Source organism: Sphingobacterium sp. SYP-B4668 (assembly GCF_027627455.1).
Classification (GTDB): Bacteria; Bacteroidota; Bacteroidia; order Sphingobacteriales; family Sphingobacteriaceae; genus Sphingobacterium.
Genome location: NZ_CP115483.1, coordinates 2,944,915 through 2,971,914 on the forward strand (window position 1 = coordinate 2,944,915; position 27,000 = coordinate 2,971,914).

Consider the following 27,000-nt stretch of genomic DNA (forward strand, 5'->3'; position numbering starts at 1 on the left):
AGGAACTTATCAGAGATACTAGCTATGCATCCTCGAGAATAAAAGTTATTCTGCGTTTGGACTAGGGATTTGTGCGAAAAAATCCTCAATCGCTTGTCTATCTATGTATACGATATCTTGCATGCCTTGCGCAATGCGCTTAATTTTCAAAAATTTGGACCGTAATACCTCTGCTGAATAGGTGTGCCGTTCGGGATTCATCTTATTCGTCTTTTCCAGACTGACATGTGAATCAAATTGACCGATGAAGGTATTGTCCATGGTTAAGTTGTTGGTGGATGCCTGTAGGTCAAAGCTGGACTTTTGCTGTGCAATAAACAAGTTTTCAAAAATCTTGGTTTGATCGGCATATCCACCCCAGGAATCTGACGTCAATATAGAGCGGTGCACGTTGTCAGCACTTTTGGGTCCAGCATAGATAATATTTCTATATATGGATGTCTCCTTCGCCGGGCCTGCAATATGAATGGATGGTGAAAACATACCTACCCGGGTGGGCCGGGTTCGATTCCCATCATCTATACTCAAATTGTACTGTACGCGAGTGCCGATATTACCGATTTGATCCTGTGATTCACCAGAATTACATATCAAAACGAAGCCGCCTGCATTTTGGTGGCTGTAGTTGTATTGGATAACAGTATTCCGGCAGTTGTAATCTGAATCAAATCCTTGTGCATCCCAAGGAGCATTATGTCCGGTGACTTCGTTAAACTGGATGGTGGTATTGTCGCAGCTCCAAGGCCAAAATCCTGCCGCAGCTTCGGTTTGAGGTAACGTCTCTGGGCAATCTATCATTTTGTTGAATTCAATCAATGTGTTGACACAGGCTATAGGCACAATGCCATCCCCAGGTACTCCCTCAATAAAATTGTTTCGGATAATGGTATTGGTACTGGGGAACCACCGATCGTTGCGATTCCAATTGGCACTCCAAATCATCCCGTTCCGTTGGCACCGTTTGATGGTACAGTCTTCAATCACCAATGCGTCAAAATTGGAGAGAATGGAATCGCCGCGGCTTTCTATTAGAATACCTGATCCTCCACCTTCGCTCTTAACCAAGCTGCCGTTGACATCTCGAATGTCTAAGCCGCTCAATACGATAGCATGAGCTGTACCATAATTCTTACTTTCCAGCTTAACACCTGTACGGGAGGGCAATACCGTAGATCCGGTATTGACAACTTCAATGTCTTTGAGCTGTAGATAGGAGCTATTACGAATACGCACTGCATATAAGGAATGATCCGGAGCCATGATGACTGGCTTGGGGCCTTGACCATAAGTGGATACCACAATAGGTTCCATAAAGCTCCCTTGCCCCGAAAGCTCTAAGAGCTGCTTAAATATTTCTCCTCGCTTCAATACAACATGGTCTCCAGCGCTCAACCGAAGATCAGCTAATCTATTAAAGCTTTTCCAAGCCTCTTGGGAAGAAAGACCGGAATTCGTATCCTTACCACCTGTTGGATCTATATAATAAGTACTTGCTGATAAAAAATAAGGTATCAGTAAGAAAATAAGTGATTGCAATTGCTTCATCTCATGAGTTGATAAGGAGTCTAGATTTCAATAATATCGTTGAAATCTAGGCTCGGTTAATTATTTGTTGTTAGCTATTTCCACAGGGGATGTTGCTCTAACTGGCTATTTGCATCCACTTCGGCCTGAGGAATAGGCCAAATGTACTCCTGCTCACCTCTAAAATTGCGTTTCTCATATAAGAAATAGGTGCCGATATTGTTAAAAAGTGCTCGCTCCGCTTCTATGTGATTGACAGCATCTTGTAGCTCCTTCCATCTATATAAATCGAACAACCGAAGACCTTCAAAAGCGGTCTCTACTCTCCTTTCGTGCTTTATAAGATCTAATAATTGCGTCTTTGAAAGGTTCATACCTTCAACATCCTTAATGCTAGGCATGGCAACGCGAGCACGCACCTGATCAACAAGACCGTAGACTTCCTGTTGATTGTAAGTGCCGCTTTGAACTAAGGCTTCTGCTAGTGATAGTAATACTTCGGCATATCGAATGACGTAAAAATCTTGTCCAGAATCCCATGCGTCATTAGAGGATTGATTTGGATTGAAATACTTATACACATATACGGTAGATCTGGAAGGTGCTGCTCCGCCAAAAAACTCTGCATTGGAGCTCCCCCACTTCATCCCGGGAACAAAGAGGGTGGCTTTCAAACGGGGGTCGCGGTTTTCATAGCGCTTGCTATCGGGTCTATTATTTTGGAGGTCGTCAACGCCTTCTACATATACAGATGAAGTATGAGTAGGTTTTCCGTCCAGGCAATAGAAAGATTTGGCGAGATCTAAAGTTCCGTTTTCAGCCTCTAGAGGTGAGTCATAATGGGCGGCAAAAGACGACCCTTCTTTTAGACCTGGGCCTTCAAAACGAACGGAAAATACAATTTCATTGCTATTTTCGGCCGCTTGGGAGAAAAGGGTGCCGTAGTTGTTGTAAAGTCCGTATTTGCCGCTGCTGATGACGGCTTGATAGGCTTGGGCAGCTACATCCCATTGCTCATTATAAAGGGCCAATCTGCCCAATAGGCTTAAGGCGGCTCCCTTTGTGATACGTCCTCTACTGGCTGCCTCGATTGGTAATTTTGCAGCTGCATCACGCAAATCAGCTAGGACAACATTGACGATTTCCTTGCGTGGGGTCTTGGCCGTATTTGCATTGTCCATGCCCCTTTCTTCCCGTGTGAAGGGCACGTCATTGTAAGTCATTGTCAGATTGGTGTACATAAGCGAGCGGATGACGACTGCTTCAGCCTTCATTAGTTCTTTCTTTTCGGCATCCATATCAACACCCTCTATCCTGGTGATGAGCGTATTGCATCGGTTGATAACTTCATAGGATGCCGACCAAAAGGAGCCAATGAGTCCACTGCTAGGTGTATGTGTACCGGTGGCAATATCAAAGCCGGCCATCCAACCATCCCAATTAAAATGCCCCCCATTGTCGGTCAGATTGTCCATCATGGCAAATCCCTTTTCCCAAGGCCCACCGTTGTACAAATAGTTATTTTGGAGACCATCATAACAAGAGGTAAGTCCCATCATAGCGTCTTGTTCGGTGAGCCAAAAAGTCTCATTCGAAATGCCAGTCAAGGAATGTCTATCCAAAAAATCATCGCTACAGGCTCCTAGACTTAAACTGAGCAAGGTGATATATAGTATTTTTTTCATTTCGTTTAAAATTAAAATCTAAGGTTGATACCAAACGAGTAGGTCTTAATATTGGGATGAACATCATTACGCATATCCCAGCTTGCTTTTTCGGGATCGAAATCTTTAATGCTGCTAAAGGTGAGCAAATTGGCTCCGGCTGCATAAAGTCGTAAATTGGAGATGCCGTATTTTTGAAGTAAGGAACCCTCAAAATCATACCCAAGCTCGATATTCTTTAATCTTAGGTAGTCTCCACTGGTCAACCAGAATGAAGAATACCGATCATTGATATTACCGCCGAGACGTGGCATAGTACCTTCGATATTGGAAGCACTGTATCGATCTAACCAACGTTGGGTAATATTCCCCCCATTGGATAGCGTAGTCTGCTCCCAATTGAAGCGATCTAGGCCTGCTATCCCTTGCCAAAACATGGATAGGGCTATTTTTTTGTACTGCAAACCGAGGTTAAATCCATATTCCAACTTCGGGAACGGATTGCCAATGATCATACGGTCGTCATCGCTGATATTGCCGTCTTGATTGATATCGGCATACATAATGTCACCCAATTGGGGTGTATTGCCATACTGGGTAATGGTCTTGGCTACTCCATCGACCACCGTAGTGCGAGCGAGGTCGTCTTGGGTGCGGTAAAGACCTGTGGATACAAGGCCATAATATGAACTGATGGCATAACCTTCTCTATTAATGGTATTGGTTCCGTAATTATCAATACCTCTGTTGTCGACAATTTTATTCTTGACGGCAGAAAGGTTGAGACCTAAGGACCACTTCCAATCTTCTCTTGCATCACGATAGGTTCCTGCAAACTCCCAACCTTTATTTTCGACCCGCCCAGCATTTTGGTAAGGTGCTGCCAATCCGCCCAAGAAAGATGGCGCCATTGCCAATCTTAACAAGATATCAGAGGTTTGCTTATTGAACCAATCGAAGGTCAAAGACAACTTGTTATCAAAGAGGGTCGCATCTATACCTAAATCGGTCATTTCTGTGGTCTCCCATCGAATGTTGTCATTTGCTAGATTGACCTTACGAAGTCCAGTGGATAAGGCATCACCAAAATAGTAATTACCACCTACTTGGAGTGCTTGTGAAAAAGCATAGTTACCAATTTCTTGATTGCCTAGCCGTCCCCAACTTCCGCGAACTTTCAGTGCAGAAATAAAATCAACATTTTGCATAAAGGACTCTCTATCTACATTCCATCCGGCAGAGAACGATGGAAATGTTCCGTACCTATGTTTTTTTGGCATTCGAGAGGATCCATCATGCCTTAAATTGACCTCTAAGAGGTACTTGGAGTCATAATTATAGTTTAATCGTCCAAAGAACGACTGTAGTGCATTTTCATAGGCAGACCCTGTAACTGCGGGATTGAGTGTTCCGCCATCAATCTCGTAAATATTGTCGGTCGGAAAATTCTGTATGTAGGCAGACCCTAAGTCTGTCCGACCAACTTGTAGGGAATGTGCTACCATCACGTCAAAGTGGTGCTTGTCGACAATCTTTTTATAGGAAAGGATATTCTCATTGAGGACGGTGGTTGACTTAAAGTTGTAGTCATTTAGACTGTTGGTCGAAATCCGTTGAAGTATCTTACCATCAGGACCATAAATTGTCCTAGTGGGACTAAACGTAGAGATATCTTGTCTAAATATTTTGTAACCTAAGTTGGTCTGGAATGATAATCCGGGTAATAGTTCAATACCGGCAAACATCTTACCATCGAAGCGTGTATTTTCGTAGTCCTTGTTACCTAGATACAGGGACTCGATGGGATTCTTAAAAATGGTGTGAGAAAGCGAAGTGCCATCAACGTAACCGTAGTGACCATTTGAATATTTGACAGGCACTGTAGGGCGAGTAAACCAATTGATCATACGCATCAGCCCCTCGCCGGTCACATCTGTGATGGGTTCTTGGATATCCTGCTTACTGCCGGATAGATTTAATCCGACATTTACCCTTCCTAGACGTGAATCTACGTTGGATCTAAAGCCATACCTTTTACTACCGGTATTGAGCATGATGCCTTTTTGATCTAAATACTGCGCCGATACCATAAATTTTGACACCTCATTTCCACCATTTACAGAGAGATGATGCTGGTACATTGGAGCGGTTCTAAACATTTCATCAAGCCATTTGGTATCTGCAAATCGATCTGGATCTGAACCGTCCTCGATTTTCTTTAACATATCGGGGGTGTAGATGTCGGCACCTTTGGCATCATTGAATGCCAATGCCCAATCCTTGGCTCCAAGATACTTAGTCATGACACTAGGTGTCTGCGCTGCAACACTACCTGCATAACTGATCTTGGTGTGCTGAGGTAAACCGCGCTTGGTGGTTACCAAAATAACTCCGTTGGCTGCTCTAACACCATATATAGATGCTGACGCGGCATCCTTTAATACGGAGACAGAGGCTATATCATGTGGCGCAATATCTGAAATCTGGGACACATCGCTTTCTACGCCATCGATGAGGACCATGGGATTATTATTGTCGCTCAAGGTGCCTATACCACGAATTCTTATCTCTGGATTGTCTTTACCTGCTTGTGCACCGTTATTGGTCAAAACAACACCAGGAAGTCTACCCTGGAGCATGTTGGTGGTATTGGCCAAGGGAGTATTGGCTACCTCTTCAAAATTTACAGCACTAACGGCGCCTGTTAAATTTTCTTTTTTCTGAGTACCATATCCCACGACGACGACCTCATCTACACTAATTAAATCATCCTCTAAAACAATGGTTAGAGGGGTATAATTTTGAATGCTCTTCGTGACGGCCTTATAGCCTATGGAACTAAAGTTCAGTTGATCGCCAATCGTGACCGGTAGGCTGAAAGCACCCTGTTGATCGGTCTGCGATGAATTGGATTTGTCTTTAACCGTAATGGTAACCCCTGCTACCCCACGCCCTGATACATCCACAACCTTTCCGCTGATGCTTTGTTGGGATACTATCTCTACCGCCTGTGATGCTATCAGTCCTTTGGAACTGATTAGGGACTTGCTCGGCTTAGCTTTCTTGATGATAATGGCCTTATTCTCTATTACATATTCAAGATTGTGCTTTGCGAGAACCATATCTAAGGCCTTTCCTAGATTTTCATTTTTAAAATTGACATCCAAACGCATACTTGCGATATCAGATGACTTGGAAACCACGTCGTAATCGACCTGTTTTTTGATTGCTCGAAAAAAATCGGACATCTTAATATTCTTTCCAGAATAGCTGATTACCTGACTATGAACCGTAGCGAAGCAGCTTAAGCTACAGACTAGGGTGAAAATTAGGGTGAGTTTCATAGATAACATAAGTTGGCTCGGTGGGTACAAAGGATTACACCCCCAAAACATTTTAGGTTTTTTCATATATTTGATTAGTTTTTAATTGAATAAATCTTGTACGGTTTGTTTTTATTGATTACTTCATGCCAAGGAATGGAGGTTCCTTGGCATTCGTCATTCTAATTTTTACCTGCTAACGACTACCCTCCTTCCTTCTATAGCGAAGCGAGCCGCGCCAGTCAACTCGATCATATGTAAAACTTCTTTAATATCCCGATATTTGGAAACTGTCGCCCAAATAAGCTCCTCTTTGATATTGTCTTTGTATTCGACTTCGACATCATACCAAGCGGCAATCTTTTCCATGACCTCTACCAAAGGCTCATTATTGAATAGGAAGTAGCCATCCTTCCATGCTAAAAACGATTCGACCTCTACTTGTTTGACGGGTAAGTCTACCCCATCTCTAGTGGTAAGCTGTTGCCCGGGTCGTAAAACAACTTGTCCTTGTCTTAACGCAACCTTCCCTTCTACTAAAGTGGTCTGACTCTCGTGTCCTAAAGCGCGTACGTTGAATTTGGTACCTAAAACACGAATATCCTGCTGAAGTGCATGGACAATAAATGGTCTGCTCTTATCGTGGCTGACCTCAAAATAGGCCTCTCCGGTGAGTGACACTTTACGTTCGTAATCGCCTAATGTTGTGAAAAATTTCAGGGAAGAATTGGCATTTAGCCAAACTTTGGTGCCGTCCACGAGTACAACCTTAAATTCTCCACCTTTAGGGGTGGTGATTTGATCGACGCCCTCAGCACGCGATGTGCGGCCAGTGAGTGTATAGGTAATGGTCCCATTGTCCGACTTCTGAATCAGGACTCCATTCTTTTCGAGACGCTCGTTGTTGTCGACTTCTTCTAAATCAACAATTTCACCATTGGATAGTACCAGGGTAGCTTTGTTGCCGCCTATTGCAATTTGATTGTCTGCTATAGTGCCACTTCCAGGCCAATAGTATAATCCTGCACAAAGTGTGACGAGCAGAATAGCTGCCGCAGCCCAATATATGTACCGGTTGCTCGCGGACGACTTGCGCATACGCTTGGGATTAAAATGGGCCAGACGTTTTAGATCTTCTTCTATCAAAGCGCTTGGTACATCTATGGAAGACTTTGAGGCTGCTTCCTTTAAATACCAAGCATCAAGAATACTCCTCTCCTCTTTAGATATGGTCCCATTCTGTAGTTTTTTCAATAAATCCTGCAGATTGTCATTCATAAAAATAATTGCTTACTATGTGGTAGACGGCCAGCGGGACAAAAAGGATGACAAGTATTTTTAAATAAATAAAAAAAACATAGCGTTATCCGCAACACTACTTCAGTCAGCGCCTCCAATTAAACCTATTAAAGCGGGATAAGAGGAATCGCATCATAAAAATAGTAGCATAAACTTGACACGAAGTTTTTTCAATGCTCGGCCGATATGTGTCTTAACGGTATTAACAGATATATCTAATGTTTCAGCGATTTCGGCATTGGACTTCTCTTCCATTCGGCTCATATTGAAAACCACACGCATCTGTTCGGGAAGTTGAGAAACTTCTTGTTCAATCAGCTGCATCAACTCTTGCTCACGAGCGGCATCATCCTGAGGAGAAGTGCTTATATCCATATCTAACGTGGTCTGAAATTTTCGTATGGCCGCTTGGTGCGCATATATATCCAAGACCTTGTTCTTTACAGCTCGAAACAAATAAGCTTTAAAACTTGAATGGATGACAATTTCATTGCGTCTCTGCCAAGCCACTGTGAATACATCTTGAACGACATCGGTCGCTTCTTCTGGATTACCAAGCATTTTGAGTGCGTGCATATAGAGCACAGCAAAATTATCCGTGTAAATTTTTTCAAACTTAACTCCGTCTTGGTCTGAAAAAGAAGATATTGACTTTTTCTTATCACTCATGGACATCTCGGTACGCTATTATGTATTAATCATAAATTGGATTGGTCGTGATGTACAATGATACAAATAATTTAAATCAATAGAAAAAGTGAAAGGGAGAGCACAAGTCAACTTAAGCTAAATCTTGCACAACTGTATAGACGCTGTGTAAGGAGCTTATTTTTTTATTTTCTCAACATAGGACAAGTTTTTATTGATCTAGACTACCCATATTTGTATTCACAAATAACCATAAATCAAAGAAGATGAAGCAAATATTTATCAATCTAGCAGTAAAAGACGTTGAAAGGTCGATGGACTTTTATATTAATTTGGGATTTACCGTCAATCCTCAATTTTGCGATGACCACGCCAAATGTATGGTTTGGAGTGATGCGATTTTTGTCATGATCATGAGTCACGAAAAGTTTGCAACTTTCACAAAAAAACCAATTGCGGATACAAAAAACCACATAGCGGGCTTATTTGCTTTATCGGTAGAGAGTATAGACAAAGTGAACGAGATCGTTGAAAATGGACTGCATGCAGGTGGTACTGAACCTATGCCAATGACTGATTATGGCTTTATGCAACTACGGAAAATAGAAGACTATGATGGTCATACTTGGGAAGTATTTTTTATGGACATGACTAAATTACCTAATCGAATCTGACACTAAAAAAGAAGTAGAACAGAGAGATGTATGACGCCCACAACTATGAATTGCTAGCGTACTCTTCTACCTTGCAATCTACAAACGAAAAATTCAGCAATGGAGGATATTTATTGTAATATATTTTAATATATTTATAAAAAATTAAGAATATGAATAGTATAAGCTGTCTTCCCCCACCAAGAAATTAAAAACACTTATTTTTTTAGCAAGATAGATCTATCGTCTGAAGCGATACTCCTGGTCGTGCTTTCGTAAATAAACTTTTACTAATTTCTAATCATCTCCCTAGGAGATAGACAGCTTATATGAAAAATTCTTATTTGGTACTGCATATAGCGGTGCTATTAGCCGGTTTCACCGGTGTATTTGGTAAATTGATTACCTTGAATGAAGTACCCCTTGTCTGGTATAGAGCATTATTTTCAGCGATTATCTTATTTTTTGGATTAAGAATTCTTAAGGTAAAACGACTGACATCTAGCAAAGAAGCTGTCAAAATTGCCAAGGTGGGATTACTTCTTATGGTTCACTGGGTATTTTTCTACGCAAGCATTAAATATTCGAACATCTCGATTGGAGTGGTTTGCTATTGTCTAACGAGTTTCTTTACAGCAATATTTGAACCCCTCTTTAACAACAAAAAATATAGCATCGTCCAACTGTCTTTAAGTGCGTTGACCTTATTAGGTATCAGCCTAATATTCCATTTTGACTCGTCTTACCAAGTAGGTATTATGTTGGGGGTGATATCGTCAGCTTTTGGCGCATTCTATACCATTTACAATGAAAGATTGGTGCAGACCTATGACAGTAAGCTGATTAATTATTACCAAATGATGGGTGGGACGTGGGTATTGGGGCTGCTTTTGCCTGCTTTTTTCTATCTCTTCCCGCATGAACGTATGATACCCAATTGGTCAGAATTACTTAATCTACTCTTATTGGCTTTGTTCTGTACCGTTGGACTCTATGTGTTGTTTGCAGAATCTCTAAAAAGATTGTCTGCTTTCACGGTAAACCTAAGCTTCAATCTAGAGCCAATTTATTCCATCATCATCGCCTTTATATTCTTCCATGAGGGTGGGGAAGTGAATCTGTCGTTCTACATAGGTTTGGTACTGGTGATGCTCTCAGTCATCCTACAGTCGCTGGTATTTTCGAAGCAAAACGATTTAAAGGTCTAAAAAGGCATTAGGGAGTCTCTATACGGAGACTCCCTAAATAAGGGACCTTGATTATGGCATTGAAAATATTAGAATACTATTCGGCCAAAGAAATGCTGTTATAGGTTGCAGAGATATCAAAATGAACTATCATCTTATTTAGTGCCATTGAAGGGCTTTCGGATCTTGTAAATTTTGTTGGCTAATTACATTAATTGAAAAATGCTATATTGTCTATAGGTAAACCACATCTCAAATCTACTTGAATAGGTGGGTTTGCTATGACAAGCGTATATTCGCAAACAACTAAAAACTAGAAATTTACTAATTTAGTCTACCATAACTATTGAAAAAAACAATTTCAATTAACCTCATAAAAGCAATGAAAAGTTTCATATTATCGTTGGCATTACTAGCCATTGTCTATCCCGGATTTGGGCAGACCTACAAAACCAAGGATTTTGTAAAGATACCGCAAGGTGTAGAAATAACCAAAACGATAACGGTAAAAAATTGTGATGAAGTTATAAAAGCAGGATCAGTAATAACGCGGGAAATCAAGAAGAAAAATGGGAAAGAAGAAGTGACTATTGTGAAGGTAGATACCCTGAAAATAGATACGAAATTGGGGTTTGACAAGGCGGTGCCCCTAAAATTGAGTTCGCTACCAGGAAAAGCAAATATATCGGCGAGCGAAAAGGATGGCTCTACTCTATTGATAAACTACTACCTCAATCCGGAACATACGCTTGATAGTGGAACAAATATCAGAATTGTCTATTATAAAATAGACTGTGATGGGAAACCATTTATTGAAAAACAAGAAGCAAGACAACGTAGGTTATCACAGGATACATCTGTGCTATTATGCAAGATATCTAATAAGCAAGACACCGCAGCAGATTGGTTCAAATACAGTGACGTTGTTATTGAAGTATATAAAAATGACATGATAGACTACTATTTGATCAATAAGTACGACCGCAACGGCAGCTACAGTATGCAATTGGATAATCGCGAGTATATCTCTTATACCAAAAGGTCAATGGAATTTGGGGCTATTACGATACCGCTTAAATACCGATTTGGATATACTAGGGATATAGATGGAAATGCCGTGAAAGTCAATAATGAATTTATTGCAGATGCTAATTTAGGCTTATTTGCGGGGTACAAACTGGGACGATATCGCGTCCGTAATGATGGTGGTAAGCTCAAGGACCTGTCTGATCTGGGAGCGACAATTGGCGTATTTGCAAGCCTGTCGTCAACTTCTATCGATAGTCTCTCTACGGCTGGATCGGGCACACCGCTGAAAACAGGAGAAAAAATAAGCATTGGTGTATTCTCTCCGGGCCTGGGCATTATGTTAAGCATCTACAATGTACAGATTGGAGGGTTTATAGGATATGATTTTGGCTTCGGCGCGAATGGGGGGAAGTGGAACTTTCATAAACGGCCGTGGCTTGGATTCGGAGTGGCCTACAGTCTGGCCAGTTTTTGGAAGTCATAGTCGAGGGATCGAGATGCTCTATTTTATAAATTCTGGTCGCGTAAGTTAGCGGTAGCTAAGCGGTCATTTTCAACTTGTTCCTGTCGTCTGATAACAACGGCCAGTCTTCTTTCGGAAGACTGGCCGTTGTTGATTGGTATGCATAGACTCTATTTTTTATCCCACCACACTTTGGATAGAAATGAATCTCCATTGGACATTCGGGAAATCGCCGTTTTGTAGTTGGCTTCATTGAGCTGAGCCTCTTCGGACGAGTAGATTGCTCTTCGAGGAATCTGACCATTGGTAGATCCTTGACTAGATCCTGGCGTCAATGTGGGATACCCTGTCCTTCTCCACTCGGCAAATGCTTCGAAATTGCGCCCAAAAAGGTGAATCCATTTCTGTGTCTGAATCTTTTCAAGTCGCTGATCCACGGAGAGGCCATTAAAAGACAATACTTGATCAATATAAGTTTGTGAAATGCTGTTCATATTATAGGGTGCTGCTGCAAATGCGGCCTTGACGGCATCCTGAAATATCATCTGGGCATCGACCTGGTCCCATCCCAACAGGGCTGCCTCAGCTCTAAAAAATGCCACCTCAGAATATGTAAGGGCATAGGACGGAATAGGAGCAAAAGAGATATTAAACCATGTTTTAGTAGAGGCTGTTGAATAATTGGCGCGGATGATCTGTGCCAACTCATTGTCGGTAAGCGCAACACCAATCCCTTCATACTTGTCGATACCGGAGCCGACAGAACTTGCTGTAGGGGCTACAATCAATGGTAACCGAGGGTCGTTCATATTTTTGAGGGTATTAACGAGTGTATTAGCGAGATAACGGATATCGGAGCTACCTGTGATAAATTGTCGCAGCATAGGGTTGTAATTTTCCGCTTGGGCATTATTGAATGTAGGTACAGCGGCATTATCGGCATTGGAAGCCAATAGTCCATGTGGAGACGCAATAGCCGCGGTCACAGTCTGCTGTGCCAACTGTGCATTGGCATATCGTATCCGCATGCCGAGCTTTAATTTTAAGGAATTACCAAATTTGGCCCATTTGGAAACATTACCTCCATAAAAGAAATCTGCTGTTCCATAAGAATTGTCTGCGGTATTTAAGCGAGACAATGCTACATCTAATTGCTGTATCAATGCCGGATAGATATCTTCCTGCTTGTCAAATACAGGTGTGCGTTGTATATCTCCCGCATCTTGCGTGACGGCGGAAAAAGGAATATCTCCAAATAAATCTGTCATCCGTTGCCAAATATATATTTCGTAAATCTTGGCTATAGCTAGTTTGCTACGTCCTTCAGGGAGATCTTCTTTTCCTTTGAGTTCTTGTCGAATCTGTGTCAGGTTCTTCAACAGGTCATAATGCTGGGACCAAATAGCATTTTCGGGAGCCTCAATATAGCGGGATACGGGTACAATAGGTCCTCCTGCCCAATGCTGGACCCAGGATCCGAATTTATTATTTGGCAACTCACCAGATTCATAAAAGGTACCGTCTCGTAGGGTACGTGAGAGTAAGAGTGCTGGATCGATGGTGGTAACCGATGTAGGTGGTTTGTTAATCTGCTCAAAATCCTTTGTACAAGCGCTCAATATGGTAGAGCCAATAAGGAGACCCAATCCAAATTTGTATATGTTACTGCTTTTCATTGTTCTAGATATTAAAAGTTTACAGATAAGTTGACACCAATGTTGCGCATCATCGGTAATGAAGTAGACTCGATACCGATTGACGAGTTATTGGTATTAAAAGAGGCAGACTCTGGTGAAAACCCATCTGTCTTACGTTGGAAGTAGAATAAATTACGTCCATAGACACCAACTTTGGCACCCTGTATATACTTTTGTGGAAGTATGCCTTTAGGAAGACTGTAAGAAAGGCTAATCTCGCGCATGGCGATATAGCTGCCGTCATTGAGCATTTCCTCAGACACCATGACTTCCTTCTCCCCGGCAACTACATTCCAATAATCTTGGGCGTGCACTTGCATGGTATTCTGCACACCTGAATTAGTCCAAGTATTGTCTGCCTGCAAGCTACCGATATAGCCCGAAGCTACATAGGTGCCGTCACGACCCTCAACCGTCTTATTGGATACACCATAGATAATCTGCTCGCGGTTAGATTGGGAGAAAATCATTCCGCCTTGGCGAATATCGACCAAAGCGTATAATGCAAGGCCTTTGTAACGGAATGTATTAGAAAAACCTCCCAGCCATTTAGGTTGAGCATTACCAAGGTCGGTCGTGACACGACCTGCAGTACGAAGTGGTAGGCCGGTATTGGGGTCAATCAACCTGTTGCCCGCATCATCTTTAATCCACGCAAACTGCGTCCCTATAAGCTGCCCAAAGGGCTTGCCGACTTCCGCTACAACATTGATTCCGCGATCGGACCCCAATAAGAAGACATCTACACCGGGAGCCAATGATTTGACCATATTGCGATTGCGATTGAAATTGAAAGAGGTCTCCCACTGGAATCCTGACGCTGTCTTAACAGGTGTGCCACCTAAGACAAATTCGATCCCTTTGTTGGAAATCTCGCCGGCATTAATTCGATTGACCTTGAACATACTGGAAGGTGCAATGGGAATATCTAGGATCTGATTTTTGGTATTGGCATCATAGTAAGTGAAGGAGAAGCTCATGCGATTACTAAGAAATCGCAAATCAGCACCAAACTCGACTGAAGTGGTCAACTCATTCTTCAAATTTGGATCAGGGATAACATCGGTAAAAGAAGCTAGTGGAGTACCGCCATGGGTATATTGATTCAAGCTGTAGGCTCCTGTGAGCTGATAGGGATTGCCCGAACTACCTGCTTGTGCCCAAGATGCTCTGACTTTAACGAAGGAAAGGGCATTGGAGTTGAATTGCCAGATATCGGAGAGAATCAAACTACCACTAACCGATGGATAGAAAAAGGAATTATTATTTTTGGATAAAGTAGATGACCAATCGTTACGCGCAGAGAAGTCTAAGAAAGCATAATCTTTATAGCTAACTTGTCCGGAAGCATATACGGAATTAATCTCCGACTCAACCAGGTTAAAGATATAGGAATTGGTCGTGGTATTATTGATGACATAAAGATCGGGAACAATAAATTGGTTACCGGTATTGCCTGTATTGCGCATAAACCTGCTCAGGTGGCTCCCCCCAACATTCAATCCAATCTTGATATCGTCTGTAGCACTGAAATTGGAACTTAATAGTGCGTCTAAATTATTCTCACGCGAACGGATTATCTCCTCTCGAATATCGCCTTTGCGATTCAAACTTGCATAAGTGCCGATGGGACGATAGCGGAAACGCTGATCGGTATATATATCAGTGCCTCCGGTTGCTGTCAAACGCAGCCAAGGTGCAAATTCATATGATAATCGTAACAAACCGATCAGACGGTCGCGTCGGTCGGAATTCCTATTTTCCCTAACAGTCCAGTACGGATTGGCTGTTGAACTATTTGTGGCATAGGTCTTCTCTAATCCTTCGAACAAATTGGAGAACCCGAGTTGATTGTCGATGTCCTGCTTTGTCCACTTGTAGTCCGCTAGCACGTCCATGCCCATACTCCGCGGCTGAGAAATCAACAGGTAGGCCGGGTTGTCAGCAGCATCTGAAAGAGTTGGTCTATTGACTCCTTCTTGCATAATATAGTTGGCTTTGACATCAATGCTAAGCTTGTCTGTTATATTGGCTTGTGTGCGTAGGTTAAAACTATTACGATCGATTGTATTGGTCGGTACATATCCATTGATATGCGTATTGGCATATGAAAACCGATAGTTGATCTTTTCATTACCTCCGTCTACACTTAAGTCATTCACAAACTGTCTTTCGGTATCGAAAAAATCGCTATAAGTATTGGGTTTGGGGGTGAGCGCGAGTACATTCCCAAATTGATCTTCATATTGTTGTCCTTGCATCTTGGGACCCCAAGAGGAGCGCATCAATCGGTCTCTCCCGGCACTCATTTTAGGCATACCGATAGAATTGTTGGCAACGGCATCTGCCATGGTCACGATGGAACCATCACTCTTACGAAAATGCGTGAAGTCGCCATTTAAGCCTTGCCCATATATATTCTGAAAATCAGGAAGTACAAGGGCTGTACCTATCGAGAAGTCACTATTAAAATTAATATTGAGTCCTTTGCCTGCTTTTCCGGTCTTAGTGGTAATGAGGATGACCCCATTGGACCCACGTTGTCCGTAAAGTGCTGCGGCATTGGGTCCTTTCAGAACTGACATACTTTCGATATCTTCGGGATTGATATTACTGATGCCATCGCCATAATCTGTCCCCCCGGTACTTCCTGCTGCTCCATGATTCTGATTGTCGATAGGTACGCCATCGACTACATAAAGGGGCTGGCTATTTCCAATTAAAGAGTTATTGCCTCGGATGATTACTTTTGAAGATCCACCTGCGCCAGATGCCGCTCTACTTACCTGTACGCCTGCGACCTTTCCAGAAAGTGCATTGGCCACGTTTGCCTCTTTGCCTTGAGTAAGCTCGTTGCCCTTTAACTCAGCAACGGTATAGCCTAATGCTTTCTTCTCTCGCTTGATACCTAAAGCCGTAACCACAACTTCATCGAGTAAATCATTTTTTGTTTCTAAAGTGACAATAATTGCAAGCTTGTCATTACCTTTTATAGCATAGCCTGTGAGCTCCTTCTTGGTATAGCCGAGCGAACTGATAGTAAAAACATAGCCCTCGCCTGCTGGAATTCCATCGAATAGAAAGACACCTTCGGTATCTGTAGTCGTACTTTTCCGAAAGTTGATTAACTTATTCTCGATGACAATAGTGGCATTGGATATTGTAACGCCCTGCTCATCGCGCACTACTCCGGATACAGATGCCTTGCTCTGTGCCTCGGCTACGGATACTCCTATGAGCATCGACATGGCTAAAGCGTAAGAAAGCCTCGGATTAAAGGACGGTCGCTTCGTCCACAAGTGGAGGGCGAGGCCCACCCTTGGTACAAAATGTCTGTTTCTTTTCATATTAGTTGTATTTGTTCATTACTTTTCTATTCACTAGGACTTCTACGCCTCCATTGGTATGGAGTATGGACTAATTTTTTAACATCTGATGTCGTCAGTAACATGTAAACGTACACTATAAGAGAAACACTCAAGTGTATGGCATCTACCTATTTAATCTTATTTACACGTTCTCCAATTTCCGTCCCTTTATATCTTGTCACTCAATTTGAGCCTTGCTTCAATTGGGCGCCTTTTCCATTCTTATCTACCTCAAGTGTGAGGTGGTATAGAAAAGCGATATCTTGAAGAATAAGCTGATAATCTGTCGCTTCTCGCTCGTATCGTCCGGAAAAGTAAAGCTCATCTATATGTGGAATCGTCCAACGGGTATTGGTACCATATATATGATCAATTTCTTTAAAGACTAGTGATAATTTGGTGTTCTTAAACACCAAATCTGCAGGTTTTGATTTCGCAGCCACAGTCTTTCTCTCCTTTGGAGGCGCTATTTTTTTGCTATTGGCCATTAGAGCAAGTGTAGACCGTTGGATGTGCAACTCCTCTCCTGGACTCAATAGTTGACTGATACGGTGACCATTTGCTTGCTCATGGTGATCCTCAACCCGAATAGAACCTTCAATCAGCCGGACGGCAACCTGCTTGCCCTGACGAGGGGCATCCACCTCAAATTGGGTACCTAATGCAGTCGTAACCAAGGGGTCTGAATAGACCATAAATGGCTTAGTCTTATCTTTATGGACGGTAAACTCTGCTTTACCAATCAACCATACTTCGCGTTTGCTTTTCCACTTGAAGCTCTCGGCATAGCGTACTTCTGCATCCGGATAAAGTAGTACGGTACTGCTATCACTCATGAGAATATTCATTGGCTGGTTGCTGGCATTGATGCGATAGAGGGTGGGCGTCTGTTCTTGGATACCGAAAAGTACGGGAGACTGCAGTTTGTGGGTCAACTGCTCCCCAATGGCACAAATAAATAATAAGATTGCAGCCGCGACTACTCTGTACAGAAATGAAAAATGGAAAACAGGTCGGACCTCGTCTTCATTTAGTTGCTGTACAATCTCATTGAAGACTTCGTCTTGTCTAGACTGACTATATCCAGTAGGAACATCTACAGACCAGGTCTCCCACTCTTCTTCCGGAAGAAAATCAACTACCTCCTCTCCTTGTCCATCCAAATAAGCTTGCACAAAAGCGTGTTCTTCGGGTGTACATAGGCCCTTTAAATATTTATCGACTAATTCTTTATTGATTTCCATCTAACTGGTATACGACACCAATTGGTGTATACCCCTAGTCGTTATAAAAAAAATTTAGAAAAAGAATAATAGAAAGAATAACGTCTTTTTGAGGACTTTGAGTGCGGAAGCAATGTGATTTTCAACGGTACGAACGGAGATATGGAGGCGTTCGGCAATTTGTGCGTATGTTTGATGTTCGAAACGACTGAGGCGAAATACCATCTGACGCATTGGAGGCATACGATTTACTTCCTGGTGTAAGCGGTCCATATTTTCACGGTCTTCGACAGCGGTCTGATAAGTATGATTGGTGTATCCTTCCCATAGGCTATCATTGCGGCTATATCTTGCAGATTGCCGCATGTAATCAATCAGCACGGAACGAGTGATGCAAAAGAGTTGGGCCTCCCACTTGATATGGTCGAGATCGTAATGACTATTTTTCCAAATCTTGATAAAAACCAGTTGTACGATTTCTTCGGCAACAAAGTCCGAACCGGTCTTTTTGAATACGTAGGCATAAACACGGGTATTCCATGCTTTGTAAAGCAATTCAAAAGCGGTAAAATCGGAGGTCTGTTGAGCAAAATCAGCCGACATAATCAAGTGTTAAAATGTGAACGCTGGCTAAAATAGACTTATCATATTACCGCAATGTAAAACATTTATTAACATTGTGATATAGACAGCTGACTATTGTAAACGTGTGCTCGTTAAATAATTGATAATAAGTACTTAAAATCGGTCAACGCAGCGGTAGACATTTTACAGATGCCTAACGAATGTGCTACCTGATTGACTTGATTAAAATTAGTGATATTTTCTGTGTTGACGATGGGTTGTGCAAAGATAAATGTATTCACATTTTTTTCACATTCGAACAAACGGGTATTTTCGCATTACTATGCCTTTCATTTTGTTGAATGTCGCTGTAGGTATTTGACATTAATGCTGAGAAGAATAGGCTTAGGGACTTCCTATTGTAAGTTCAGGAATTAGCGATTAAAAACATCGTCTATTTTAACATGCTTCTTTGGATATTTTCATAGCTATTCAAGGGTATTGAATAGCTATGAAAAGCTATCCTTCAATCCTGACGTTTCTTTGCGAGGTAGTGGTCTATACTGTATAGATAGGTGGGTATGCTTGCTAATAGGAAGCAGGCGCTGACACCTACCCAAACCGAATAGTTAAAAGTAGATTTAATACCGAGAGAGAGGGTCATGGAAAGAGCAAACAGTACCAAAAGTACACCCGAGCCAATGGCTGCAAGGCGTATACGATAGCCGATAAGTAACAAGATGGCTAATAAAACCTCTAACACTGTAGCGGAAACTGCAAAAAAAATGCCGGCCCATGTGGGTGCAAAGAAATTGAGTTGATTGGAATAGGCAACAAAATTCTCCCAATTACCCCATACTACGTCCGCACTGCCGGGTGCACCCCAATAGCCAAAACGATCGGCCACCGCGGATAAAAAAGCCGTGGCTACTGCGAACCGCGTAAATAATTGTATAAAACTGGTATTCATATGCTTACGTATTTATTTCAGTAAAGATAGTTGTCCTTATGCTAGAAAGTGTTAAACCAGTTTAAGAAATTAAAGGGTATCAAGACAATGCCCAAGGATCGCATGGATTCTTGAGCTTTGTAATAGCCTTTTAAAACTTCCAGACAATATCAAAAAAATAGAACTACAATCTCGTCAACAATTTGGTCGTACAGTTTCTCCACCATCTTTAGAAAGTGATATATATCACAAAATCAGATGACACATATCATTGTCTATTTAAAAAAAGATCGAGACTTTAGTCAATTAGCGTGTCAATTATTCAATTTACAGAAACCGAATGAAACAAACCTATCTTCCTAAAGTACCGAACAATCTATATGGAGAAGATTTGTGCGCAGTTATTGACAAACTTAGCAGCACTACAAATGAAAGCCACAATAAGCTATATACCCTTATTTCTAAATTGCTTCAGCTTGATTTATTGGAAGACCATGCTATTACGTTGAATAAAGGCTATACCAATGAGGATAAAGAAACAATCGTGATAGAGGCAAAAAACGTGATAAAATATGTTTCGAATAAGGAAATAGTAGCCCGCTGGTTGGATATGTTGATGCTTGTCAATAAAAAGGAAATAATCAACTGCGTTCCTTTGGTCAGACGTTACTACGCTGATTTGTATCAAACCACCAATAAGGCTGACTACCTCATTCGCTCCTTGCACTTGGTGGGTCTTGCAAAACATACATTTAGCGAGATGTATGTAGAGATTTTTGATGAAGGTAAGCTAGCAGTACTTCAATCACCACCCCCTTTTCTACAAAGAAGGATACTTGAAGAATTGATGCATTTGTTCGGAGCGACGAGGTGCCAAGTTGAATTTTCAACATTCCTACAGGAGCAGATAGCATATTTCAGATTGATGAAAGACTTCGAAGCGGCTAAACATACGCTGCTGTCTTTACTGACTATCCACGCAATCAATAAAAACGAATACCGTATCAAATTCGGAGAGCTAAGTGAGTTGGATGGCGATAGTATCGCACATGGGCAAAGTGGCGATACCTACTATCCCTGCATCTCGCAGATATATCTGGAGGGTCTTAAAGCTATAAAGCCGACCAGAGGATCTGAAGACCTCAAAAAAAGACTGCAGATAAAAGCAAAGGAAGCTCAACGAATTGATGTGGAAATGATACAAGAAATGGGGGGAGATATATTGCCTGAAATCAAAGGTAGTCATGTCGAGAAAATGATTAACAACCTGAATCCAAGCAGCTTTGCGGATGTTTACAACATTTTATTGACTCTACCTGTGCTACCGAAAGCCGAGATAAATGCAATGTGTGCTCAAATAGAGAAACTAGAGCGGAAAAGACGACTGGCAAAGTCTTCTGCGGCACATATAAAAGTTAATGGTAGATCAGCAGGAATGGCGCATGAGGAAGTAATCGCGGCACAAGAAAATGCTGTTAGAATGATTTGTAGAGAACGTATTTTGCGTTTAATACTTGATTTGAAAAACAAATTGGATCGCTATGAAGGATTCAATCAAGGCGATGTAGCTCGACTTCTCGTCACATTTGGAGATGGTGCAGCCTCTGAAAGCAGAATGGAGCTTTATATCAAGGGGATATATGCTGGCTTCGAAAACAACTTTGTAACCAGCGCGCATATACTAATGCCACAAATCGAAGAAAGTCTTAGACTCTTATTAATCCAAAATGGAATTAGCTTGGAAGATTCAGAAACATCGTTGTCACCTGAAAATTCGTTAGGGTATTATCTAGAAAAACTTCGGAGTATTTCTACTGACGATGTAATTGATGAATTGAAAAGTTTTTTGGTAGATGATAACAACTATAGGTTTCAAAATCAACTAGCACATGGATGGATGGAACCAAAGGCCATACAAAAATATGGATTGTACCTCTGGTGGATATGTTTAAAACTCATCTTTAGCACACGCGAGCTTTTTCCCCGGGGCAAAGGATAATTTTAACCAAAATCGAAAAGAGAGAACCCAAGAACATTTTGTGGACGCCTTCGGTTTTTTTGGAGAAGTAGGCGCTCAGCCTATGATTGCTGTGATTGATAAAAAGGAATAAAGCTAACAGCAACACCGTAGCCAACATACTCTTAACTAAATGATATCGCTGATATCGGTTTTTTGTTCGTTAATTCGATTTACAAACAGGACTGGCTTCCCCTGGCTGGACATTCCCAAACTATAGAAAAATTTATATTTTTGAATACAAAGAACTGGACGACCGGACATCACAGCCGGTCTCCAAGAGCAACTTAGCTTTTTCAAACGCTCTACGATGAGGCTGTCTGCCAAACTTCGAACTGTCTGGTCTATCGACCTAAATAGACGACCTTTCTTATCTATATAGAAAAATACGTCAACGCTGTCCGTAATCGTAGGCACAGTAATATCCGCAATGGTTTCTTGCTGGAAATTGATATCGAAGATAAGCCTCTTGGTTCCGTGTTGATAGGCGGGAAGTATGTCTGCAACCGTAAAAATAGAAATCCCTTCACATGTCCTGTCCTTTATCTCATAGCGTTGAAAGCATGCAACTGTCTTCTGATTTTCCAATTTTGCCGCCACAAGCGACGAATCCGAAGGTGGAGCAATCCGCTTTGCGATCGGAAAAGGTACCTGTTGGGCATATGACTTCGACAGGAAGAGCATCCATATCGCTAAACTCCAAATAGATGGAAGAAATAGTATCAAACGACATTTTATGGTTAATAAAGCTTCCATTTTGAATGTATTAAAGATACAAATAAGAATGAAACCCTCCAAAGGGTAACGATTAATACTTATCTTTTTCTTCTGTAATTTGCATGTGCTTAACCATATCGAATAAAATACAAAAGCGCACCGTTAATAACTGATATTGATTTTTTTACAATACATTTGGAGTGGTTTGTTTATTGATAGATACCAAAAAATGAAATTAACTAAATTCCTTTTCGGCTACGTCGCTATCTTTTTACTCTTTGTCACCGACAGCTTCGCTCAAAAGCTCAACACCACTATTCTGCATTCTTTAAACTTTTGCGACACTATCCCTTTCGAATACACAAAGGGTAAAATTATTGTAAAGGCAATTGTAAATGCTAAGCCGGCTCGTTTCATATTTGACACCGGTGCTCCATTCCTAATATCCGATAGACTATGCGATGAACTACGATTGAGCTCTCATCAACATATCAGGGTGACGGATGTATCTACTGCATCGCAAGACCTTCCTATCGTGGAGGTAAACAAGCTGGCAGTTGGGAACATCAATTTTTCAAATGCTCAGGCAATAGTTTATGAAAAAGGTAAAACTGGAATAATGGATTGCTTTGACGTAGAGGGCCTGATTGGGAGCACAATAGTAAAAGACTGTATAGTACATATAGATGCCAAGAGACAGGTCATCATTTTGACAGACCGAGTAGAAAATATAGGGATAGAGAATAGTACCCCAACAAAAATAAGATTAGATGAGAATAGTCGTCCATTTGTACCTTTACACATCGGGGTGAAATCGAAGATTGAAGCTCTTTTTGACAGTGGCTCGGATAAAATACTGCCCCTATCATTTGCTACCTTTCAAAAGTTGGAGAAAGAAAAAGCAGTGTCGGTATTGAACAAAGGCTATGGCTCCATCTCTTCGAGCTTGTTTGGACCTGGACAAAAGGGAAAGGAATATAGGATACATATAGGATCACTTCTAATCAACACTACGCATGTAGACGGTATAGTAGCCACAGCATCGGAATATAAGAATAAAAATGCGATAGGGATGGGCATTAGTCAGTATGGAACGATTACTATCGACTACCCTAAAAAAAGATTTTATTTTAACCCTTATAAAGCGGTGGAGTCTGTTAACAATCAGTCTTTTCTGGGGTTTGAGGCCCAACAAATGGGTGATAGTTTCGTTATTTCAGCTGTTTATGAAAACTCTCCTGCCGCTAAATCCGGATTAAAATATGGGCAAAAGATTATACAAATTGACGATTTGAAGATAAATGGCTCAGAAGATGTGTGTGAGGCTTACCTTAAAGATACGCTGAAAAGAGAGTCTATTGTAATCACTATAATGGAGGAAAACGGAGAAGTAAAAATCTTAGGCGTAACACGCGAGCAATAAAAGGACGGAAATCTAAATCGTCGCTTACGGCAGCGGAAATCGACTAATAAGATAAAAATAAGCCGAATACCCTCGATTGAACTAGGAACTGAACGACTAAAGAATGAAATACCAGCACATTTTCAAAGCAGCCTTAAACTGGAAGCAGCCAGCAACATCAACACATAAAATCTACAACAAAAGCCATCAAATTTCTATTGTAGGTAAAGCAGATATGCAGGTATCGGCAGCTAAAGCTTTCAAGGGAGACCCAGCATTATACAATCCGGAAGACATGTTGCTGAGCAGCTTGATGTCGTGTCACATGATGTCTTATTTGTATGTGTGTGACCGACACGATATCGAAGTAATTTCTTATTCCGATTATGCAGAAGCGGTGCTGGAAGTAGATACAGCTGGTAGTGGTCGTATTGTACAGGTACACCTTACCCCTCAGGTAACTATCCGAAATGCCTCTCAAATAGAATTGGCGTTAAGTTTGCATAAAGAGGCAAATAAGCTCTGTTTCATAGCTAATTCATGTAATTTCCCTGTACACCACCATGCAAAATGTAATGCAATTTAAGTAGTTTAACCCAATGAGTAACGTGATTTGTCACGACAAAGGCAAGGACCGATACTAAGCAAAATAATTGTTTAAAAGCGATAGCGAAGCATAACTCCTCCCGGTATATTTAGGAAAGTCGATGCGCCTTACGGTACAGCCGGATTCGCCCCTAATCGGTCATGAACCCTCATTATCAAATTTCATCCTTTTGGATCCATTTTGTCATCTGGGGTGCTTCGTACCTTTCCATTTTATCCAGTAAATCTTCAATGGTCTCCGCAACTAATAACATTCGTTGATTTTCGGGTTTCAATAAACCTTCATTGACCATGTGTTCGATAAATTGAATCAAATGGTCATAGAATCCATTTATATTCAAGAGGCCTACCGGCTTGTTATGTAAACCGAGCTGTCCCCAAGTAATCATCTCAAAAAGCTCTTCAAGCGTACCAAATCCACCCGGAAGCGCGACAACGGCATCTGAATAATCATGCATAATTCGCTTACGGTCGTGCATAGTATCCACGGTAATCAATTTGGTGACTCCAGTATGTTCTCGTTCCTTGGAATTCAAGAATTGAGGAATGACACCAATCACTTCACCTCCTTTTGACAATGCCCCATTTGCCACGGCCCCCATCAATCCAACTCTACCTCCCCCGTATACCAAACGGATACCACGTTGTGCAAAAATATGCCCCACATATGTCGCTTGTTTTTCATAACAATCGGATTGTCCTAAACTAGACGCGCAGAAAACAACAATGCTTTTAACTTTATACATAAACAATTATAAACAAATTTGTGCATCTCTCGTGTTTTTTAGACAAAATGAATATGACTAGAGGTCTTCTTGAACTTATAAAAGATATCTCAATAAAAGACAATAATCTTATATTTACGATACTAAAGGAATGACGATTTTAAAGATATTTGGCTATCATCAAAATGACATTTGAAGAAATAACAAGTAATGACCTCGAAGAATTAAGAACCTTAGGTCCGGATGATTGGAACGATATCGTTCCAGACTTTGAATTTTACATTCGGTCTCCCTACTGCCATCCCATCAAAGTTGTTGAAGCAAAAAGAATTATCGGAATAGGATCGTTAATTATATTTGAGCACACAGCTTGGTTGGCGCATATCATTGTAGATACTTCTTCTAGGGGCCGAGGTATCGGAGCAATGATCGTCAACGAATTGATTCAAATTTCAACCGTTAAAGGGATAAAAAGTTGTCTGCTCATTGCTACGGAATTGGGAAAACCCATATATCTTCGAGCTGGATTTAGAATAGTAGGCGAATATACATTTCTCAAAAGAGATAAAGGATGGCCATATTTTAAGATATCAGAAGATGTAATACCCTTTGAAGAAAAGTATCGACATGCTCTTTATAAATTAGACCAACGAATTTCGGGTGAAAATCGTGAGAATATACTAAAGGAGCAGTTGCGTGAATGTTTGATATACGTCAAAGAGGAAAAAGTCGAGGGGTACTACATGCCAAATCTAAAAGAAGGGATGATCTTCGCAAATACGGTTCATGCAGGAATAGAACTTATGAAAATAAAATATGAAACTATTGACAAAGCAGTGCTTCCTTCGGCCAACTTTCAGGCCCTCGCCTTTCTCAAACAGAATGGATTTATTGAAACAGCCACGGCTCCAAGAATGGCTGTAGGGCCAGATATAAACTGGGAACCAACGAAGATGTACAGCAGAATTGCCGGGAGTCTAGGGTAATGATAACGTTAATTAGCGCCTTTCTCCACACGAGCAAATTGTTGCCGATCAAACAGAAGGTTTACGATTTGATGCGTGTTGACTATGAAGAGATTTAATACCTGAATATGATAACCATACAGAATATATTGAAGCAAGTACTGATTGCCTCCACCCTTTTGATGGTATGTAGTTGTAGTTCGACCAATTCAGAAAAAACTGCACTAGTAGGCAAATGGGAAGGGTCGCTTAAAGATTCAACAAGTGGAGATAGCCTTGAAAAGATTATCTTGGAATTTACCACGAACGGCGAATTGCGTCAACATTTAGGTGAAGGGCAATTACAAAATACGATAGAATCGGAATATGAGGTGAAAAATGGTCAAATCATCACAATAGAGAAGGAGACCAAGGAAAGGGACAAAAGTAGTTACAACATAGTAAACGACACCTTGACGATCGTTTATGAAGGGCTTACGAATACGTACATCAAGTTAAAGCAAGAAAAGGAATAAATAAGGCTATCTACATCTGATAAATAGCCTCTTTACCTTAAAATAATGCTTGACGTTAAATCGATAACACCCACCTTACATCAAAGAGGTCCGTGATTTCGATGAGTGTCTGATTTTCCCAATTTTTCGTTGGAAGCATAGTCATACCACCTGTCAATCGCTCTGCAAGCAGCTTTCTATCAGCAATCGTCTTACAGGAGAGAAAAATAGCTATGTAATTGCCGATTTCCCGCCCCTCGTCATGCACTAAATCTGAACCGTGAATGATGACACTGCTGGAAATTAGGGAACCACTGATGATCGGCGCTTCTGTGTACCCCTCTAATTTGGCCTCCAAAACTTCAAAGTACAAGAATCCTCCAAAACATTTTTGATAAGATGTAAGTGCTTTCTTACAATTTCCAGCGAACGTAATGAAGATACCACTGGTTGCTCTAGCGCGATCTTGAACAAACATATTAT

General features: G+C 41.3%; 21 protein-coding genes. 8 read left to right on the forward strand and 13 right to left on the reverse strand.

Annotation, left to right across the window (positions count from 1 at the left end):
* Nucleotides 1–45 precede the first annotated feature (45 nt).
* The 5 genes from OQ289_RS12250 to OQ289_RS12270 all read right to left on the reverse strand — a co-directional run bounded on the left by OQ289_RS12250 (nt 46) and on the right by OQ289_RS12270 (nt 8,479).
* Entirely contained in the window at nt 46–1,545 is a 1,500-nt protein-coding gene (locus OQ289_RS12250) for a right-handed parallel beta-helix repeat-containing protein (protein WP_270087148.1), read from the reverse strand.
* A gap of 74 nt (nt 1,546–1,619) precedes the next feature.
* On the reverse strand, nt 1,620–3,209 hold the full coding sequence (locus OQ289_RS12255; protein ID WP_270087149.1) for a RagB/SusD family nutrient uptake outer membrane protein: 1,590 nt from the start codon (nt 3,207–3,209) through the stop codon (nt 1,620–1,622).
* Between the two features lie 11 nt (nt 3,210–3,220).
* Nucleotides 3,221–6,532 carry a TonB-dependent receptor gene (locus OQ289_RS12260; protein ID WP_270087150.1) on the reverse strand — a complete coding sequence of 1,104 codons (3,312 nt, stop codon included), beginning with the start codon at nt 6,530–6,532 and terminating at the stop codon, nt 3,221–3,223.
* A 168-nt stretch (nt 6,533–6,700) separates the two neighbouring features.
* A complete protein-coding gene (locus OQ289_RS12265) occupies nt 6,701–7,789 on the reverse strand; it encodes a FecR family protein (RefSeq protein ID WP_270087151.1) in 1,089 nt (362 codons plus the stop codon).
* Nucleotides 7,790–7,942: 153 nt separating this feature from the next.
* The gene (locus OQ289_RS12270; RefSeq protein ID WP_270087152.1) at nt 7,943–8,479 is read right to left on the reverse strand and encodes an RNA polymerase sigma-70 factor; all 537 of its coding nucleotides are present in this window, start codon (nt 8,477–8,479) and stop codon (nt 7,943–7,945) included.
* Nucleotides 8,480–8,724: 245 nt separating this feature from the next.
* Between OQ289_RS12270 and OQ289_RS12275 the strand changes: the two genes are divergently transcribed.
* The 3 genes from OQ289_RS12275 (at nt 8,725) to OQ289_RS12285 (ending at nt 11,811) form a co-directional block, all read left to right on the forward strand.
* On the forward strand, nt 8,725–9,132 hold the full coding sequence (locus OQ289_RS12275) for a VOC family protein (RefSeq protein WP_270087153.1): 408 nt from the start codon (nt 8,725–8,727) through the stop codon (nt 9,130–9,132).
* Nucleotides 9,133–9,440: 308 nt separating this feature from the next.
* Nucleotides 9,441–10,319 (forward strand): DMT family transporter, encoded by an 879-nt coding sequence (locus tag OQ289_RS12280; RefSeq protein WP_270087154.1) that lies wholly within the window; start codon nt 9,441–9,443, stop codon nt 10,317–10,319.
* A gap of 361 nt (nt 10,320–10,680) precedes the next feature.
* On the forward strand, nt 10,681–11,811 hold the full coding sequence (locus OQ289_RS12285; protein WP_270087155.1) for a hypothetical protein: 1,131 nt from the start codon (nt 10,681–10,683) through the stop codon (nt 11,809–11,811).
* 149 nt (nt 11,812–11,960) lie between these two features.
* On the opposite strand, the gene OQ289_RS12290 is transcribed toward OQ289_RS12285, so the two are convergent.
* The 5 genes from OQ289_RS12290 to OQ289_RS12310 form a co-directional block, all read right to left on the reverse strand.
* On the reverse strand, nt 11,961–13,466 hold the full coding sequence (locus tag OQ289_RS12290) for a SusD/RagB family nutrient-binding outer membrane lipoprotein (RefSeq protein ID WP_270087156.1): 1,506 nt from the start codon (nt 13,464–13,466) through the stop codon (nt 11,961–11,963).
* A gap of 11 nt (nt 13,467–13,477) precedes the next feature.
* Nucleotides 13,478–16,834: a SusC/RagA family TonB-linked outer membrane protein gene (locus OQ289_RS12295; protein ID WP_270087157.1), complete on the reverse strand. Its 3,357-nt coding sequence runs from the start codon at nt 16,832–16,834 to the stop codon at nt 13,478–13,480.
* A 203-nt stretch (nt 16,835–17,037) separates the two neighbouring features.
* The gene (locus OQ289_RS12300) at nt 17,038–18,099 is read right to left on the reverse strand and encodes a FecR family protein (protein WP_270087158.1); all 1,062 of its coding nucleotides are present in this window, start codon (nt 18,097–18,099) and stop codon (nt 17,038–17,040) included.
* 54 nt (nt 18,100–18,153) lie between these two features.
* Nucleotides 18,154–18,681 carry a sigma-70 family RNA polymerase sigma factor gene (locus tag OQ289_RS12305; protein ID WP_270087159.1) on the reverse strand — a complete coding sequence of 176 codons (528 nt, stop codon included), beginning with the start codon at nt 18,679–18,681 and terminating at the stop codon, nt 18,154–18,156.
* A 487-nt stretch (nt 18,682–19,168) separates the two neighbouring features.
* Nucleotides 19,169–19,612: a hypothetical protein gene (locus OQ289_RS12310; protein WP_270087160.1), complete on the reverse strand. Its 444-nt coding sequence runs from the start codon at nt 19,610–19,612 to the stop codon at nt 19,169–19,171.
* A 319-nt stretch (nt 19,613–19,931) separates the two neighbouring features.
* Between OQ289_RS12310 and OQ289_RS12315 the strand changes: the two genes are divergently transcribed.
* Nucleotides 19,932–21,590 carry a hypothetical protein gene (locus tag OQ289_RS12315; RefSeq protein WP_270087161.1) on the forward strand — a complete coding sequence of 553 codons (1,659 nt, stop codon included), beginning with the start codon at nt 19,932–19,934 and terminating at the stop codon, nt 21,588–21,590.
* 147 nt (nt 21,591–21,737) lie between these two features.
* Here OQ289_RS12315 and OQ289_RS12320 read toward each other — a convergent pair whose 3' ends face one another.
* Nucleotides 21,738–22,364 carry a hypothetical protein gene (locus OQ289_RS12320; RefSeq protein WP_270087162.1) on the reverse strand — a complete coding sequence of 209 codons (627 nt, stop codon included), beginning with the start codon at nt 22,362–22,364 and terminating at the stop codon, nt 21,738–21,740.
* 190 nt (nt 22,365–22,554) lie between these two features.
* On the opposite strand from OQ289_RS12320, the gene OQ289_RS12325 reads away from it, so the two are divergent.
* A complete protein-coding gene (locus OQ289_RS12325) occupies nt 22,555–23,748 on the forward strand; it encodes an aspartyl protease family protein (RefSeq protein ID WP_270087163.1) in 1,194 nt (397 codons plus the stop codon).
* 103 nt (nt 23,749–23,851) lie between these two features.
* Complete coding sequence (locus tag OQ289_RS12330; RefSeq protein ID WP_270087164.1) at nt 23,852–24,313, forward strand: OsmC family protein; 462 nt, start codon at nt 23,852–23,854, stop codon at nt 24,311–24,313.
* 175 nt (nt 24,314–24,488) lie between these two features.
* On the opposite strand, the gene OQ289_RS12335 is transcribed toward OQ289_RS12330, so the two are convergent.
* A complete protein-coding gene (locus OQ289_RS12335; protein WP_270087165.1) occupies nt 24,489–25,079 on the reverse strand; it encodes a TIGR00730 family Rossman fold protein in 591 nt (196 codons plus the stop codon).
* Nucleotides 25,080–25,243: 164 nt separating this feature from the next.
* Between OQ289_RS12335 and OQ289_RS12340 the strand changes: the two genes are divergently transcribed.
* Nucleotides 25,244–26,044, forward strand: a complete 801-nt coding sequence (locus OQ289_RS12340) for a GNAT family N-acetyltransferase (protein ID WP_270087166.1) — start codon at nt 25,244–25,246, stop codon at nt 26,042–26,044.
* 107 nt (nt 26,045–26,151) lie between these two features.
* Nucleotides 26,152–26,538: a hypothetical protein gene (locus OQ289_RS12345; RefSeq protein ID WP_270087167.1), complete on the forward strand. Its 387-nt coding sequence runs from the start codon at nt 26,152–26,154 to the stop codon at nt 26,536–26,538.
* A gap of 55 nt (nt 26,539–26,593) precedes the next feature.
* Here OQ289_RS12345 and OQ289_RS12350 read toward each other — a convergent pair whose 3' ends face one another.
* Nucleotides 26,594–26,995 (reverse strand): glyoxalase, encoded by a 402-nt coding sequence (locus OQ289_RS12350; protein WP_270087168.1) that lies wholly within the window; start codon nt 26,993–26,995, stop codon nt 26,594–26,596.
* Between the last annotated feature and the right edge of the window lie 5 nt (nt 26,996–27,000).